General features: G+C 32.3%; 16 protein-coding genes, 1 other RNA gene and 1 pseudogene. 6 read left to right on the top strand and 12 right to left on the bottom strand.

Annotation, left to right across the window (positions count from 1 at the left end; genetic code table 11):
- Nucleotides 1-29: 29 nt before the first annotated feature.
- Together Q0663_RS06730 and Q0663_RS06725 are read right to left on the bottom strand one after the other, a co-directional pair.
- Nucleotides 30-392 carry a DUF2200 domain-containing protein gene (locus tag Q0663_RS06730; RefSeq protein ID WP_299008474.1) on the bottom strand — a complete coding sequence of 121 codons (363 nt, stop codon included), beginning with the start codon at nucleotides 390-392 and terminating at the stop codon, nucleotides 30-32.
- A 9-nt stretch (nucleotides 393-401) separates the two neighbouring features.
- A pseudogene (locus tag Q0663_RS06725) lies at nucleotides 402-623 on the bottom strand (multidrug efflux SMR transporter); the annotation flags it as partial.
- 514 nt (nucleotides 624-1,137) lie between these two features.
- Here Q0663_RS06725 and Q0663_RS06720 point away from each other — a divergent pair.
- Nucleotides 1,138-1,800, top strand: coding sequence for a serine protease (locus Q0663_RS06720; protein WP_367171445.1), 663 nt, complete (start codon nucleotides 1,138-1,140; stop codon nucleotides 1,798-1,800).
- Between the two features lie 48 nt (nucleotides 1,801-1,848).
- Here Q0663_RS06720 and Q0663_RS06715 read toward each other — a convergent pair whose 3' ends face one another.
- Nucleotides 1,849-3,546, bottom strand: coding sequence for a M23 family metallopeptidase (locus Q0663_RS06715; RefSeq protein ID WP_299008471.1), 1,698 nt, complete (start codon nucleotides 3,544-3,546; stop codon nucleotides 1,849-1,851).
- Between the two features lie 148 nt (nucleotides 3,547-3,694).
- On the opposite strand from Q0663_RS06715, the gene Q0663_RS06710 reads away from it, so the two are divergent.
- The 4 genes from Q0663_RS06710 (at nucleotide 3,695) to rny (ending at nucleotide 6,069) form a co-directional block, all read left to right on the top strand.
- Nucleotides 3,695-3,985, top strand: coding sequence for a hypothetical protein (locus tag Q0663_RS06710; protein WP_047789618.1), 291 nt, complete (start codon nucleotides 3,695-3,697; stop codon nucleotides 3,983-3,985).
- A gap of 14 nt (nucleotides 3,986-3,999) precedes the next feature.
- Nucleotides 4,000-4,290, top strand: a complete 291-nt coding sequence (locus Q0663_RS06705) for a cell division protein ZapA (RefSeq protein WP_047789619.1) — start codon at nucleotides 4,000-4,002, stop codon at nucleotides 4,288-4,290.
- A gap of 56 nt (nucleotides 4,291-4,346) precedes the next feature.
- Nucleotides 4,347-4,455: non-coding RNA, 6S RNA (gene ssrS / locus Q0663_RS06700), on the top strand.
- A 48-nt stretch (nucleotides 4,456-4,503) separates the two neighbouring features.
- Complete coding sequence (rny, locus tag Q0663_RS06695) at nucleotides 4,504-6,069, top strand: ribonuclease Y (protein WP_299008454.1); 1,566 nt, start codon at nucleotides 4,504-4,506, stop codon at nucleotides 6,067-6,069.
- 56 nt (nucleotides 6,070-6,125) lie between these two features.
- Here rny and Q0663_RS06690 read toward each other — a convergent pair whose 3' ends face one another.
- Nucleotides 6,126-6,845 carry a hypothetical protein gene (locus tag Q0663_RS06690; RefSeq protein ID WP_299008451.1) on the bottom strand — a complete coding sequence of 240 codons (720 nt, stop codon included), beginning with the start codon at nucleotides 6,843-6,845 and terminating at the stop codon, nucleotides 6,126-6,128.
- Between the two features lie 240 nt (nucleotides 6,846-7,085).
- On the opposite strand from Q0663_RS06690, the gene Q0663_RS06685 reads away from it, so the two are divergent.
- The gene (locus tag Q0663_RS06685; protein WP_299008445.1) at nucleotides 7,086-7,580 is read left to right on the top strand and encodes a DinB family protein; all 495 of its coding nucleotides are present in this window, start codon (nucleotides 7,086-7,088) and stop codon (nucleotides 7,578-7,580) included.
- Nucleotides 7,581-7,583: 3 nt separating this feature from the next.
- Here the strand turns inward: Q0663_RS06685 and Q0663_RS06680 are convergent, their stop codons facing one another.
- The 8 genes from Q0663_RS06680 to Q0663_RS06650 form a co-directional block, all read right to left on the bottom strand.
- Nucleotides 7,584-8,750: a gliding motility-associated C-terminal domain-containing protein gene (locus Q0663_RS06680; protein WP_299008442.1), complete on the bottom strand. Its 1,167-nt coding sequence runs from the start codon at nucleotides 8,748-8,750 to the stop codon at nucleotides 7,584-7,586.
- A 2-nt stretch (nucleotides 8,751-8,752) separates the two neighbouring features.
- A complete protein-coding gene (locus Q0663_RS06675) occupies nucleotides 8,753-9,403 on the bottom strand; it encodes a hypothetical protein (protein WP_299008440.1) in 651 nt (216 codons plus the stop codon).
- A 9-nt stretch (nucleotides 9,404-9,412) separates the two neighbouring features.
- Complete coding sequence (locus Q0663_RS06670; RefSeq protein WP_299008438.1) at nucleotides 9,413-10,174, bottom strand: hypothetical protein; 762 nt, start codon at nucleotides 10,172-10,174, stop codon at nucleotides 9,413-9,415.
- A gap of 47 nt (nucleotides 10,175-10,221) precedes the next feature.
- Nucleotides 10,222-11,169 (bottom strand): hypothetical protein, encoded by a 948-nt coding sequence (locus tag Q0663_RS06665; RefSeq protein ID WP_299008436.1) that lies wholly within the window; start codon nucleotides 11,167-11,169, stop codon nucleotides 10,222-10,224.
- Between the two features lie 91 nt (nucleotides 11,170-11,260).
- The gene (locus tag Q0663_RS06660) at nucleotides 11,261-12,313 is read right to left on the bottom strand and encodes a D-alanine--D-alanine ligase (protein WP_299008433.1); all 1,053 of its coding nucleotides are present in this window, start codon (nucleotides 12,311-12,313) and stop codon (nucleotides 11,261-11,263) included.
- Nucleotides 12,300-12,542, bottom strand: coding sequence for a DUF6095 family protein (locus tag Q0663_RS12670; RefSeq protein ID WP_367171436.1), 243 nt, complete (start codon nucleotides 12,540-12,542; stop codon nucleotides 12,300-12,302). Before Q0663_RS12670 ends, Q0663_RS06660 begins: the two co-directional genes overlap by 14 nt.
- Entirely contained in the window at nucleotides 12,535-13,350 is an 816-nt protein-coding gene (murQ, locus tag Q0663_RS06655) for an N-acetylmuramic acid 6-phosphate etherase (protein ID WP_299008428.1), read from the bottom strand. Before murQ ends, Q0663_RS12670 begins: the two co-directional genes overlap by 8 nt.
- Nucleotides 13,351-13,562: 212 nt before the next feature.
- Complete coding sequence (locus tag Q0663_RS06650) at nucleotides 13,563-15,788, bottom strand: NADP-dependent isocitrate dehydrogenase (protein ID WP_299008425.1); 2,226 nt, start codon at nucleotides 15,786-15,788, stop codon at nucleotides 13,563-13,565.
- Nucleotides 15,789-16,481 lie beyond the last annotated feature (693 nt).

Here is a 16,481-nt window from a genome sequence, read left to right as displayed (position 1 = left end):
GTTTTTTAAAAAAAGAAAAAGTAATTGTATTATGCGCGTAAAATTTTTTCCATTTTACGTCCTTTAGCTAATTCATCTACTAGTTTATCTAAATAACGAATTTGTTTGGTTAGCGGAGTTTCAATTTCTTCAATTCTGTAACCACAAATAACACCAGTGATTAAATTAGAATTAGGGTTGAGAGTCGCTTTTTCAAAGAAAGTTTTAAAAGTAACTTTTCTATCAATCAGCTCGTTTACTTTTTCAATATTAAAACCAGTTAACCATTCAATTACTTGATGTAACTCTTCTAAAGTTCTATCTTTTTTCTCAACTTTTGTAACATAGTGTGGATAAACAGAAGCAAAAGTCATTTTTGCAATTCTTTCATCATGTTTTGGTGTTGTTTTCATGTTTTATAGTTAGTGAGAAACTACTTTCAGTCCTACAATTGAAATAATTAAGGTAGTGATAAAAAAGAGTCGCCAAAATGTAGCAGGTTCTTTAAAAATCAGAATCCCAATTAAAACTGTTCCTACAGCTCCTATACCTGTCCAAACTGCATAAGCAGTTCCAATAGGTAGCTCTTGTGTTACTTTTATAAGAAGTAACATACTGATGGATAAACAAACTAAAAAGCCCAGCTGTAATTAATAAAATCAAATTCATTTTTGTTCAGAAAGAAAATAAATTCAGTATTCACTATACGAAAATAACTAATTAACAGAAACAAAGTAGGGTAAGTTTATAAACTTCTATAAGATCAGTATATTTTGAATTTAAAAAGTTTAACAATAAAGAATCAATTAGTTTAATTTAAGAGAGATTCTCTTGGTTTTGGCATTAATAATGTACCTTGCATCCTTTTAAACACAACATTTTATAGATACATTATTTCCCAATAATTATGAGACACTTTTTAAAGATATTTTTTTAAAATATCATTAGTTTTTTCTACCGTAACAGTTAACAGTCAAAATTTTAAAAATAATATTAGACAGTACAAAGTAAAATTGGCAGGAAGCTCTGCTAAATTAATAGATTCAGGCGATGTGGTTTCAGCAGATTCACTTGCTTTGTTATTTAAACCTGTGGGGTACGAACCTGTGACTTTGGACCTAAAACGGATGAAAAAGGAGAAACTTAGCCCCCAAAAAAATATATAATCGTGTATCAGAAGCTAGAGTTATTGTATCTTCTGCTGGTAGATGTGGAGAGGTTAATGCAAAAGGAGTAGAGTGTAAGCGTTTTCATACCTATCCAGCATCTGGATATATTATTAATTCAGAAGGTATAAAAGTAACAAATTACCATGTAGTAAACGGGTATGTTACTAAGCATAATAATACTTCGAGAGTAGCTTTGGTTGTGATGTTAAAAGATGGAACAACTTTTTCTGTAAAAGAAGTGTTGATAGCGGATAAAGTTAACGATTTAGCGGTTATTAAAATAGAGCCTAAAGAAGTAAAACTTTCTGCACTACCAGTAGCGACAAAAGATGCTGAAATTGGAGATCCAGTATATATAGTAAGTCATCCTAAGAAATATTTTTATGCATTTTCTTCTGGTATGGTTACCGATAAATTTAGTGAGCCTAAAATAGGAGGATACAGAAATACAATGGCTATTTCAGCTGATTATGCTGCTGGATCTAGTGGTGCTGCTATTATTGACCAATACGGAAATGTGATTGGTACGGTTTCATACACAAAAACTTTACAGCATTCAGATGATGCAAATAAAACTCAAATGGTTTTAAAAGCAAAGATTCCTTCTTCTAGTTTTTTAAAACTGATTAACGAAGGAAACATGAAAAAGTAAAAAAGTGTAGCGAAAGCTACACTTTTTTTATTTTTTTAAAAAAAGGTTTTAGTTTACTTTTTTAAAGAAAGTAGCAGATACAGTTTCAGTATTTCCAACATTGTCAGAAACTACAATTTTAAAGAGGTGTTTACTTCCTTCTAATTTTTTATCGCTAAAATTATAGGTTAAAATCCCTTTTTTATGATTCAACTCCATTAAAATCCATTTACCATTAATGGTAGCACGGTAATTTTTTATGCCTGTTTCGTAATCTTTAATTTTAACCTTAAGAGTTTTGTTTTTAGAAATCCATTGTTTGTCGCTAAAGTTATAAAGCTTAACTATGGGTTTTTTTGTGTCAAAACGTAAAGCAAAACTACCTAAGAGTTTAGTGGTAGTATATACTTTGTCAATTTTTTTTCTTGTAGATGTGTATCTTGGATATTTAGGATTTGTAACATTAGCGATATATACATGTTGTTTTTGGTCTTCGGTTAAAAAAGAAGTTTCAAAAGTAAGTGTATATCGTTTGTCTAACGGAATAGTTGGTTCATGAATTTTAGCAGTACCATTTTCTACTTTGAAATCGATAAAACAATCAGTATAAAAAGTGTTTTTAGGAAAGGCTACAGTAACATTTTTTTGATGAAATTTGTTGAACTCAGCAGCAGTAATTTTGTAATCAGTAGTGTCTTTTTCTTTAAAAACTAAATTGCTTTTTACTCCCTGTACCGGAATTCTTATTTTAGAAGTATTGTTTTCAAAATCTTTAGCTATAATTTCAATGTTATAATTAGCTTCTTCGTCAATATGAATTTTACCATTATTTATAAGATCTTCATATAAGCTAAGCCTATTAGCGTCTACCTTGTGGGTTTTTTGAAGCCTGTTTTTATATTTTTTGTAATGTTTATAGTCTATTAATAAATTAATGTACTTACTTTCAGCAAAAGAAAAGGTTTCTACATCGTGGTAATACACCCTTTTACCATTTACGTTCATTTCTAAACTATAAATTCCGTTTTTATTTAAAGCTCCATTAAGTCGGTCAAAAACACTAATTCCAAAACCAATAGTTCCACTAGCTGTTATCTTTTGAGCAACATAATTACCGTTACCATTATTTCTAAAAGAAATAACGGACTCTAAAGAAGAGTTATTAATTCGAGCATCATCACTTAATGGGTAAGCCATTAATTTTTGAATGGTAGGAGTTTTATCGTCTTCAGCTGTTAAACCAAAATGCATTGGGTTAATAATATGTTCTGTTTTAGTATCTCGAATTTCATAATGTAAGTGCGGACCTCCAGAACTACCAGTATCACCAGTATAACCAATAAGTTGCCCTTTTTTTACAGGGAATTTATCTGATTTAAGAAAAAGGTTTCCAGTACTATAACTTTCTTTCTTATACTGAATGTTTTTCACATATTTTTGAATTTTAGGTTCAAAATACTTTAAGTGAGCATATACCGTAGTATAGCCATTAGGGTGGGTAAGGTATAGTGCTTTTCCAAAACCATACTGTTGTACTTTAATTCGAGAAACATAACCATCTGCAGGGGCATAAATAGGAATTCCTTCTCTACCTTGTGTTTTAATATCTATTCCAGAATGAAAGTGGTTACTTCGTAATTCTCCAAAAGTACCAGACAATACAATAGGAATTTTTAAAGGGTTTGAAAAATAGTTTCGCGGATACTTATTTTGAGCTTGTCCGCTAATAAAAAAGAAAAATAGAATAAAAGAAAAATAAAATTTCAAAATGCAACAGTTTTAAAGCAAAACTAATAAAATTCTATTAAAGCTGTTAAAGATTTAAAATCAGTAATTTAGTAAAAAACACTAAAAGAGTTGCTAATTATAAGTTATATTAATAACTTTGTGAATATAGTTTTATTCTCTAAAATAAATGAGTAACCCTTTAAAAGCAGTTCATTTACTGGAAGATAGATTGAAGGACTTACTTTCGAACTACGAGTTTTTGAAAGAAGAAAATAGAGTTTTACTTCAAAACAACGGAGAGTTACAAGTTTTATTACAGGAAAAAGAGAGGCAATTAGAAGAACAGCAAAAACAATTTAATTTGCTGAAAGTTGCAAAAACTATTGAGGGCAGTAACGAAAGTACAAGAGAAACAAAACTCAAAATAAATACTTTAATTCGAGAGATTGATAAGTGCATCACCCTTTTGAATACATAATATAAGTTTTTTGCATGGCAAAAATAAAAGTTAATGTGGTAATTGCTGGGAGAACATATCCATTAAGTGTAAATAGTACAGATGAAGAAGAAGGATTACGAAAAGCAGCAAAAAGTATTAACGAATTAATAGCCAAGTTTGAACAAAATTATGCGGTAGCAGATAAGCAAGATGTTTTAGCAATGAGTGCTTTACAGTTTGCATCAAAAGCAGAAATAGTATCGTTAAAAAATACTAAAGAAAAAGCCGAAGTATTGCAAAAGATAAATGAATTGACTAACTTGCTAGAAGATCATTTATTATAACGTTCTTTAAAATATATTATTTAATATACTGCCTACATTAGTACATTGTTTGTTAAACTCAACGTTATTCAATTATAAAGGATGAGTCGTGATTAGTAAAGCAAGCCGATTTTACCTCGGATCCTTGATCAATCAGTTAATCCTAAACTTGTTATTTTGGAGTTTTTAAAACCCTATTAATGTGGGCTTTTTTTATACAATCAAATCAAAATTATGGAGGGAATATTATTTCCTGTTTTAGCAGGAATTATAGGTGTAGCAGTAGGTTTTTTTATTGCTAAAATGTTAGAAAAATCTAATGCAAATAAATTAATACAAGAAACCAAAAAAGAGGCTAATAGCATTCTTAAAGAAGCTAAAGTAGAGGCTGAAGCAATAAAAAAAGATAAAATATTACAAGCCAAAGAGAAGTTTATAGAATTAAAATCAGAGCATGAAAAAGTAATTTTATCTAGAGAGAAGAAAGTTTCTGATGTAGAAAAGAGAATTAGAGATAAAGAGAGTCAAGTATCATCAGAACTAGATAAAAACAGAAAACTTAACAAACAATTAGAAAAAAAAGAAGCTGATTTCGATTATAAATTAGAGTTCTTAGAAAAAAAAGAATCTGAGCTAGAAAAAATGCACAAGCGTCATGTAGACATGCTTGAGCAAATTTCAGGTTTATCTGCAGATGAAGCTAAGACAGAATTAGTTGCATCATTAAAAGATGAGGCAAAATCTGATGCAATGTCTTTCATACAAGATACCATTGAAGAAGCTAAAATGACAGCGCAACAAGAAGCTCGTAAGGTAGTTTTAAACACTATACAAAGAGTAGGGGTAGAGCAAGCTGTAGAAAATTGTGTGTCGGTATTTAATTTAGAATCAGATGATGTTAAAGGTAGAATTATTGGTAGAGAAGGCCGTAATATTCGTGCTTTAGAATCTGCAACTGGAGTTGAGATTATTGTAGATGATACGCCAGAGGCAATTATTTTATCGTGTTTCGATCCAGTTCGTCGTGAAATTGCTCGTTTATCAATGCATAAATTAGTTACAGACGGAAGAATTCACCCAGCAAGAATTGAAGAGATTGTAAAGAAAACCGAAAAACAAATCACTCAGGAGATTATTGAAGTTGGTAAACGTACTGTTATTGATTTAGGAATTCATGGTTTACATCCCGAATTGATTAAAACTGTAGGACGTATGAAGTATCGTTCTTCTTATGGTCAAAATTTATTACAACACTCACGTGAAGTAGCAAATCTTTGTGGTATTATGGCAGCTGAAATGGGATTAAATGCTAAAGCAGCTAAACGTGCAGGCTTATTACACGATATAGGTAAAGTACCTGAAACAGAAAGCGAATTACCACACGCATTATTAGGGATGCAATGGGCTGAAAAGTACGGAGAGAAGCCAGATGTATGTAATGCAATTGGAGCTCACCACGATGAAATTGAGATGAAGAGTTTAATAGCTCCTATTGTTCAAGTTTGTGATGCGATTTCAGGAGCAAGACCAGGTGCACGTCGTCAAGTATTAGATTCTTATATTCAACGTTTAAAAGATTTAGAAGATATTGCTTTTGGATTTAATGGAGTACAAAAGGCTTATGCTATTCAAGCAGGACGTGAATTAAGAGTTATGGTAGAGAGTGCTAAAGTAAACGATACTAAAGCATCTGAATTATCATTTAATATTTCTCAAAAAATTCAGAATGATATGACGTATCCAGGACAGGTAAAAGTTACTGTAATTAGAGAGACAAGAGCAGTAAACGTAGCGAAGTAATTATTTAATCATAGAATAAAAAAATCCCTCATCAAATTTGATGAGGGATTTTTTGTTTAATCATGGTTTCTTCTTGATTTACCTTTTTGTTCAGGCTTTCCTTTTCTATATTTATTGTTGTCGTTTTTGTAAATTTTATGTTTACGTCTTTTTATAACTTTACTACGCTTGCCAATTTTTGCATTAGGTAATGCTCCGTAGTAATAAAAGTTTTTATCTTCTCTAAACTGACGATAGTTTCTTCTAAAGTCTTTTCTGTAAAAATATACATCGTCATAATCAAAAATATCTCCTATGTTTATGTCGATATTTACATCAACTCCATCATCGTAATAATAGTGATCATTTCCGTAATAGTGATGTCTTCCTGATTTTACATGTCCTCTAAACCTTGGGTTTCCCCATCTATCATATTGAATATGTAGATTTCCAACCTTAAATAAGTTTCCGAATTTGTATCTCATAAATACACTACCAATTCTTTTTACATTTCCCCTGGCATCGTAATTTATATATACGTTTCCAACACTTCTAACACGTCCTCTTCTATCTCGTTTAATACGAACGCCATAATCTGAGTATCTATCGTAGTGGGTATTGAAGTCGAAATCTCCGTCTAAAAATACGTGAAATTGAATTCCTCTTTCTACAAAGGTAACCGCTTCGTTATAACGGTATGTAACCCCAATTTTGCTAGTTGATTTTGTAATGTTGTCGTCTGCTTTTACTGTGCTTAAAGACATCATTGCTAATAATAATAGTATCCCTGTTCTCATAATTGCTAATTTTAGGGTTATGCTTACTCTATATGCTTTTCGGCTTCCGCAGTTGTTAGAGTAATTCCCAAAGAACGTGCCAAAAAATGAAAAGGATGTTTTTTTAAAGTGTTTTTTAAGGTTGATTTATTTTGTATAATACTGTAATTCAGTGTGTTGTTTATGGTTTAAAAAATAATTTACTTCTTCTGCTGAAAAGTTCTATATTTATACAACTTACTTTAAAACTTATATATACGAATGGTTGAAGCTATCGAGAAAAATTTACAACGAGGAATTAAACTATTAACGGCAATAACAGATGAACAATACAGTGATAAATCAATACCTCCTTACTATTCAAGCATAGGAGCGAATATGAGACATATTTTGGATGTTTTTGCTTGTGTTTTTAACGGACTCGATAAAAAATGTGTAGATTTTTCTGATAGAGAACGAAACCAATTAGCAGAAGAAAAAACAACGTTCGGAATCGCTTATTTTAATGAAGTAATAACTCAATTAAATTGTTTACAATCAGAAGATTTTGATGAGATTATCTCTGTTACAGACGATTTGGGTACAGGAAAAGTAACAGCAAATTATACGTTAGGTAGTGCTTTGATACAAGCACATAGCCATGCGATACATCATTTTGCAAGTATTGGGTTCATTATACATCAATTAGGAATAGAATTGCCTGATGCAGATTTTGGTTACAATCCAACAACTCCAAAGAAAGCACTTGTTGAGTAAGTATTATCGGTTAATATAAACCCAACCTTTTTTAAGCTTTTGATAGGTGTTAGGTTTATCTCCTAATTCTAAATAATAGAAGTAAGTAGCAGCAGGAAGTTTGTCTTCTTTGTTAATGGTAGCTCTTCCGTTAGAAGTACCGTCCCAGTTATTTTTGTAGTCTTCTGTTTGGTAGACAATAGTTCCCCAACGATTGTAAATAACTAATTTATTGTGAGGGTATTCTTCAACTTCATCAAAAACTAAGAAATCGTTCAAATTATCGCCGTTAGGAGAAATTAAAATATTGTTATTGTCTGTTTTAATTTCATCATCAAGTAAAGAACCAATGGTAATAGCTTCATATTCATCTGGAACAAAGGCAGCAGAGGTAATTGTACCTTCTGATAGGTTTCCTGTAACATTCAACACATTTAAGTTAACCCATTGATTTTCGGTTTTACTCCATGCTACAACAATAAGTTGAGAAATAGTATTAGCTAAGGCTGAAATATCACTACGAGAATTCCATGTTAAGGTAATTCGGGTTTCATTTCTACCGTCTAAGTCCCAAAACTCTGTTTGACTAATATTTTCAATGATCGCTTGTTTTTGATCAGTTAAAAAATTAGCAGTAAATGTTGATGGAAAGTTAGGGTCTTCATAAAAATAGGCTCCTTTAAACAAATAGTATTTGTTAAGGTTCGGAATGCTCATTGGGCGTAACATAGTGCCATCTCCTACAGGAAAGGTGAAATCTATCGTGTTTTTATTCCCTTGTTTTAAAGAGGTGTAGCCGTTTACATGTCGCTCATTGTCTTCACCTGCGTAAAAATCATAATCGATAAAATCGAGTGTGATATTGGTGTTGTTTCTAGGTGTAATTACTTGTCCGTTAATAAAGTCTAATTGATTACGTACCCCAAGAGAGTTGTACAACTCTAGATTTTGTAATGCATCAATTTCAACATAAAAAAAAGTAATTCTGTTGGTTCCAGAAATCGTACGTACTTCATCATCAGCATAGAAACCAGCAAATCCAACATAATTATCTAAAACTCCATCATTTACTACATCGGTGTGAAAACCTATTTGGGCACCTTCATGCAATTGCATAAAACCAGTATTGTATAAGGCAGATTGAGAAAACGTACTAAGAGAAATAAACAATATGAACACTAGGATTCTCATATTTATAAGCCTAGGTAAATAAAAGTATTGACTACTAAATAAGGTTGGTAACGTTGTATTGGCTCATTATTACCGCCAGAGTTTACTGTAACTGTATGGTTATGATTACCATTTACGCTTGTATTTCCAACACCAGAAGAGGTAACAACTCTGTAATAAGGAGGGTCTTGGTGTCTTGGAGTGGATAAAATTTGAGTTCCACTCACTGTAAAACCAGTATGACTATGATTTCCATTAGTAGTTGTATTGGCTGTAGGTAAATTATAATTTGGTATATTGTTTCGTGTAAGGGTCGTAGTAGCACTACCACCTATATCACCGATGTTTTGAGAACCATTCTCATGGGGGTGTTTTAAAACCTTATCAGCGGCATTAGGTAAGTTACCGCTAGTGCCAAAAAAGGAGATAGCTACTGTTTGCGCATTAGTAGGTAATCTAACATCATTTACAGATCTTCCATCTAAAAGATACCACCCATGGTGGTCGTCAGTTTGAATACCATATTTAATATCTCCAGGGGTATTTTTACTAACTGTTTGTATAGTTCCTTTATTGTCAATAACCCTAACTTCTTGTGCATTGGTACTTAAAGTAAAAAGTACCAATGCAAAAGTTAGTATAAAAAGTTTTGTATGTTTAGTTTTATTAAACATAAAAAAAAATTAATTTACCCATTGTACTTCAATAAGGTCACCAGCATAGGTTGTCCAGTCATTAGGAGTTGGAGCACTAGTGTCAAGAGTAATAGTGTCATCTGCTGTAAGGGTATAATCTACACCAGCTCTTAGTTTAGCACCATTTCTGTAAACAGATATTTTATTTATAGATGTTCCCATAGCTAAACCAGCTGCAGTTACAACAACATCGCCATCGTTTGTTATTGGAAACTCTGCTCTTCCTGCTGTCACTAAGTCTGAAGCTAATATTTTTTGTATTTCACCAGTTGCTTCATCACGAACTAATACTGTCCATCCAGTATCTGTACTTGCAGTACCAGTTGAACCTAAAGCAATACCATTAGAACCGACAGTTTGATCATTGGCTGCCGTAGCGGCTGCCGTAGCTGGCGGCACTAATTTAAGACCGTCTAAAGAAAAGGTCTTACCAGTGGCATCAATATAAGTGTTGTCTGTTAAAGTACCACCTAATTGCCAAGTAGAAATAACTCCTCCATCAGTACTAGTGTCAGTTAAAAGAGTTAAACCATTCTTAACTTGTAAGAATTTTTTAGTTCCTTTGTTGTCTATGACTCTTATTGTACCATTAAGAGGTGATGATTTGCTTACATCTTCTCTTTTTCCAATTGTAGTTGTACCATCTGCTTCTGTAGCATCACCAGAGATTTGCTGCGCACTTACCGTACCAACAGCTAACAAACCAACGGCAGCTAGCGCGATTTTAAATTTGTTTGTAATTGTTTTCATAATTTTAAAGAATTGATTGCGTTATTAAACTTTTTTTATTGGTTATTTTAATATAATTGAACGATTCGTATTTCATCACCTGCATAGCATGTAGCATCAGGTTCTATTGTTATGGTGGTGGCGTTGTCTACTGTAAAGTCAATACGTAACCCATTTCTATATACATTTATCTTGTCGGTAGTATAAAGCGTTAACCCTGTAAACGTTACTTGTCCGTCAGTAGCAATAATGTCAGTTACTTCTTCTCTCAATAAATTACTAGCAGTTGTTCTTTTAAGGATACCTGTGGTTCTATCAACAGTTACAATATCATCTGTAGTAACATCTCCGTTTTGTAAACCTGTTATGGCTAAACTATTGGTAGCATCGGTTTCAATAACCGTAGGTTGTATTAAAACGCCGCCTAATTGGATGGTGTTGTTAGCGTTTATCAACAAACCGTTATTGGCAGATGGCGTTGTGTTTGAGTTTACCCAAGTAGTGCCATCGTACGCATAAATAATTCCCGTACTGCTATCTACATACACATCACCAGCAGTAGGGTTAGGGGCAGTACTTGCATTCGGACTTCCATTTCCTCTTCTCGGGTTGTTATCGATAGCAATCCAATTGGTGCCATCCCAAATATGTGTTGTGTTATTTTGCGTGTCATTTATCCAAAAATCACCTAAACTGTTATTGTTAGGAGCAGTACTCGATGTCGTTACGTTAATTCCGCCTCCTGTACTTCCTGTACATAAACTAGCCCAAGCGGTTCCGTTGTACATAAACACACAATTACGATCGGTGTTAAACACCAACGCACCTTGTAAAGGTTGAATGGCGTTCATTTGACTGTCAGTCATTTTACTAATAACTAAAACCTTGTCTGAACTTTCTAATTCTAAAATGGAATTTGAGTGTATAGAAGAAGGATTGTTCCCAATTTTTACCTGAGCAAAAATAGGGGTTAACAGAAAAATAAGAATCAAAGAAAAGAGTAGTTTTCTTTCCATTCAGTGAGCTAATTAATTGGTTTCTAAGACTCGGGGGGATTCTTAAAAAATACATGGACTTGTATTCGCTTACAAAGGTAAGAAAGATTTTTTATTTAGAAAGACGTTTAATTTTTTTTGTATATTTTTTTAGTAAAAAAATTTCATAAAGAAAACTTATCGAATTTTTATATGGAGTATTGAAATTTTTATGGTTCGTAATAGCGATATTAAAAAGTGATTTCCAATGTAACCTTATAGCTTTTAAAGCTTTTAAGTAAGTATAGTTTTCAGAATCGTAAATGTGTGTAGGTTCAGCGATAATTCCGTTAATTTCTAAGACTTTAAAATTGGTGCCGTTTTCTAATTCTTCAAAGGTATTGTACTTTAAATCAATTCGTCCATAATACCAACCGGGAATTGATTTACTTAGCTGATCGAAAGTGCTCACTAACTTTTTACTGATAAGGTGATTACCATTAATAAACTGAGTTCCCTTAGAATGATTACCTATAGAAGTAAGTTTAATAACCTCATTTTTAACAGGTATTTCTGTAAGTTTATTTTGATGAATTTTAAAAAATAAATCGACGTATAATTTAGCTCTTTTATCAGCTAAAATTAATTCTTTTAAAGTAGAGGTCCCGTCTCCTGTAACGGATAAAAAATGTTTTAGAGTTAATGAAGAAATTTTTCCAGAATCATCCTTTGGGTTTCTATGATAAAAAACGCCACATTCATTTTTATAATCTAAAAACTCCTGAATAATAATGTTGATAGGATACTTTTCAAGATAGTTTTTTAGTGTTTCTTTTGTAGTTATTTTTTGAACCAGTAACCCCCTGAAACCAACGTCTGGTTTAGCAATTAAAGGAAAATTAATTTTTTGTTCTTTGATATTTTTACAAACAGTTTTAAAATCAGTTTTTGGTTTAATTAAAACTGTTTTAGGTCTATGTTGTTCAGGAACTAATAAAATTGTTTCGTACTTACTTTCAGTTCCATTTCCAGAGCTTTTTATACATGGATTAGTTGCACTAAAAAAAGCTAAATGTTTAGCTCTTAGTGCCAAATAAAAAGCATAGGGTAGGTTAGGGAGGTAAAACATGGCTGAAGGCCAATGCTCCCAATTCGTAAGTTTTTGTATGGTGTTACTTTTTCTCAAAAAGGTAATCTAGCAAGGTTTTAAATGTTTTAAAACCGAAATATACGGTAAAAAGGGTTAGCAAAATACCTATAACCAACAAACCATAGGCAAAGAAAACTTTTGGAGTTTCTTTAAATATACGGATTGCTTTAAAAGCAATGCTTAACACTAGGGGGGAAGCAATAAGCAATCCTAAAAAGATTAGGAGTTTTTTAATGCCTTTTTCTAAAGTAGAAGTGTTACTCATTATTGAAATTTTTAATAGCTTCTCGAACACTTCCGTGTTTTTTTAATAAGTCTGCCGCAGTTTTTTGGTCGATATTTAGTTCAGAAGCTAACATTTTTTCTCCTCTATCTACCAATTTGTTGTTAGACAATTGCATGTCAACCATCTTATTTCCTTTAACTCTTCCTAACTGAATCATACTAGCTGTAGAAAGCATATTCAATACTAATTTTTGTGCTGTTCCAGCTTTCATTCTAGAACTTCCAGTTACAAATTCAGGACCTACAACTACTTCAATAGGAAACTGAGCAGTTAATGCTAAAGGGCTTTCTTGATTACAAGTTATACAGCCTGTTACAATGTTATTTTCATTGCATTTTTCTAGAGCAGAAATAACATAAGGGGTAGTACCTGATGCAGCAATTCCAACGACAACATCTTTGGATGATATGTTGTGTTCTTGTAAATCTTCCCAACCTTGTGTGGTAGAATCTTCAGCAAATTCTACCGCTTTTCTGATAGCATAATCTCCTCCAGCAATTAAGCCAACAACTAATTCGTGAGAGACACCAAAAGTAGGAGGACACTCACTTGCATCAACAATTCCTAATCTACCACTAGTTCCTGCGCCCATATAAAATAATCGACCACCTTCTTGTAGTTTTAGAACAATTTGCTGGGTTAGTTTTTCTATTTGTGGCAGTGCTTTTTCTACAGCTAAAGGAACTGTTTTGTCTTCTTTATTGATGTTAAACAGTAATTCAGAAACACTCATTTTTTCCAAATTATTATAGTTGGAATCTTGTTCGGTTGTTTTTATAAACTTCATGCTTCAAATTTACTAATTAAAAGTTTTAAGAAATTAGATTGTTGTGATTATAATTTTATCGTGTCATAACTATAAGTCAAAACAAATTAATAGGGTTAAATAGTAATTAGGCGGACATTATTGTTTAATAATTTGTTTGGTTTACTTATTTTAAACAAAAAAGCAGGTGAGAAATCACCTGCTTTTGAATTTTATATAATCAATTAGTCTGATTAGATGCTTTGCAAAATGTCGTTCAAAGTTTTACTTGGACGCATTACATCATCAGCCAAAGTATCGTTAGGTTCGTAGTACCCACCAATATTTACTGCTTTTCCTTGTACAGAATTTAATTCTTCAACAATTGTAGCTTCATTATCAGCCATTTTTTCAGCAACTGGAGCAAATTGAGATTTTAAATCAGCATCTTTGTCTTGAGAAGCTAAAGCTTGTGCCCAATACATAGCTAAATAAAAATGAGAACCTCTGTTGTCTAACTCTCCAGTTTTTCTTGAAGGTCCTTTTTTGTTGTCTAATAACTTATCTGTAGCATCATCCAAAGCTTCTGCTAATACTTTTGCTTTACTGTTGTCATTTGTTTCACCTAAGTGCTCTAAAGAAACCGCTAAAGCTAAAAATTCACCTAAAGAATCCCAACGTAAGTGGTTTTCTTCAACTAATTGTTGAACATGTTTTGGAGCAGATCCTCCAGCACCTGTTTCAAATAATCCACCACCATTCATTAAAGGTACGATAGATAGCATTTTAGCTGAAGTTCCTAATTCTAAAATAGGGAATAAGTCAGTTAAGTAATCACGTAATACGTTTCCAGTAACAGAAATTGTATCTTTTCCTTCTTTAACTCTTTCTAAAGTATATTTAGTAGCTTCTACTTGCGATAAGATTTTAATTTCTAAACCAGTAGTATTGTGATCTTGTAAGTATTTTTCTACTTTTTTGATGATTTCTGCATCGTGTGCTCTTTCTTTTCCTAACCAGAAAACAGCAGGAGTGTCAGTAGCTCTTGCACGAGTAACAGCTAGCTTTACCCAATCTTGGATAGGAGCATCTTTAGTTTGACACATTCTCCAGATATCACCAGCTTCAACAGTGTGCTCTAATAAAGTAGTTCCGTTTGTATCAATAACTTCAACTTTTCCATCAGTAGCGATTTCAAAAGTTTTATCATGAGAACCATATTCTTCAGCTTTTTGAGCCATTAACCCTACGTTAGGAACGGTTCCCATAGTAGTTGGATCAAAAGCACCGTTTTGTTTACAGAAATCAATTGTTTCTTGATATAAACCAGCGTATGAACTATCAGGAATTACCGCTTTGGTATCTTGTTGTTTTCCTTCTTTATTCCACATTTGTCCAGAAGTACGGATCATTGCTGGCATAGAAGCATCAATAATTACATCAGAAGGAACGTGTAAGTTGGTAATTCCTTTGTCAGAATTTACCATCGCTACATCAGGATTGTTAGCGTAAATAGTTTCAATATCGGCTAAAATCTCCGCTTTTTTATCCGAAGATAACTCCTCAAGATTGCTTAATAAGTTTCCGAATCCGTTGTTAACATCTACACCAATTTCTTTGAAAGTTTCACTGTGTTTAGCATATAAATCTTTAAAGAAAACACGAACTGCATGTCCGAAAATGATAGGGTCAGAAACCTTCATCATCGTAGCTTTCATGTGTAAAGAGAATAACACTCCTTTGTCTTTAGCATCGTTTACTTGCTCTTCTAAGAATGCTAATAACGCTTTTTTGCTCATTACAGAAGCATCGATAACTTCTTTAGCTAATAAAGATACTTTCTCTTTTAAAACAGTTTTGTTTCCGTTAGCGTCTGTGTGTACAATTTGTACATCAGTTGCATTTGGTACGGTAACAGATTTTTCACTGTGAGCAAAGTCACCTTCAGCCATTGTTGAAACATGAGTTTTAGAGTCAGCACTCCAAGCTCCCATTGAATGAGGATTCTTTTTTGCGTAGTTTTTTACAGCTTTTGGAGCTCTACGGTCAGAGTTACCTTCGCGTAAAACAGGGTTTACTGCAGAACCTTTTACTTTATTATAACGTGCTAAAACAGCTTTTTCTTCATCGGTAGTAGCTTCTTCAGGGTAATCAGGCAATGCGTAACCTAGAGCTTGTAGTTCTTTAATAGCAGCTTTTAACTGAGGTACAGAAGCAGAAATATTAGGAAGTTTAATAATGTTAGCTTCTGGTTTTTTAGCTAAGTCACCTAAAAAAGCTAAGGCGTCTTCTACTTGTTGTTCTTTTGTTAAGTAGTCTGAAAAATTAGCAAGAATACGACCCGCAAGAGAAATGTCTTTGGTTTCTATTTCTATGTTAGATGATTTTGTAAAAGCTTTTACGATAGGTAAAAACGAACGAGTAGCTAATGCTGGAGCTTCATCCGTTTTTGTATACATAATTTTAGCAGTCTTATTCATATTTATATGTAATAATTAAATTATATTTTGAAGTGAGGCAAATTTAAGAATAACGAACGAGTTTTCTAATGCTAAATTGTTATTAATTAAGGTGTTTTATTGTGAAAATGATAATATGATGGGCTAAAATGAAGATTTCGTTATCAAAAAAAAAGCCATATCAAACAATTTCTTGTAATTGACATGGCTTTCCTGAAATAATAAGGGCACTTACTTGTATTACTACATCATCAAATAAAACAGTGTTTATGTTTCTTCCATAGAAAAAACTACATTATTACTTCAGACTTGAAGCTCGTTTTGTAAAAAAAAAACTCTATTTACAAAAGTACCGCTTCGATGTTTTTAAACTGAATAGTAGCTAAATTTAAAATCAATAATACTTATAAACTTATAACTAGAAAATTCTAAATTACTAATAACTTACAATTAATCAAAAATTACGATGGTACTTAGCTCGTTTAGTTTAAAAACGAAAAAACATATAAAGAACGTTACTTTAAATGGTTTACGTTGTGTGATTGGTATAGTAAAGCTATTTTCTGACGTCACTTATTTGTAAATTCTTTCTCAAATATAAGAAGATTTTCTGGAATTTCAATAGTTTTAAGTGTTTAGTTATCAATAGGTTGGAAGGAAAGGGTTATTAACAAAATGTGCATAAAAAAAGCACTGTGAAACACAGTGCTTTTA

It is taken from the genome of uncultured Tenacibaculum sp. (genome assembly GCF_947504135.1).
Taxonomy (GTDB): Bacteria; Bacteroidota; Bacteroidia; order Flavobacteriales; family Flavobacteriaceae; genus Polaribacter.
The sequence above is the reverse complement of the archived record's forward strand: the minus strand, read 5'-3'. Positions and strand labels throughout refer to the sequence as shown.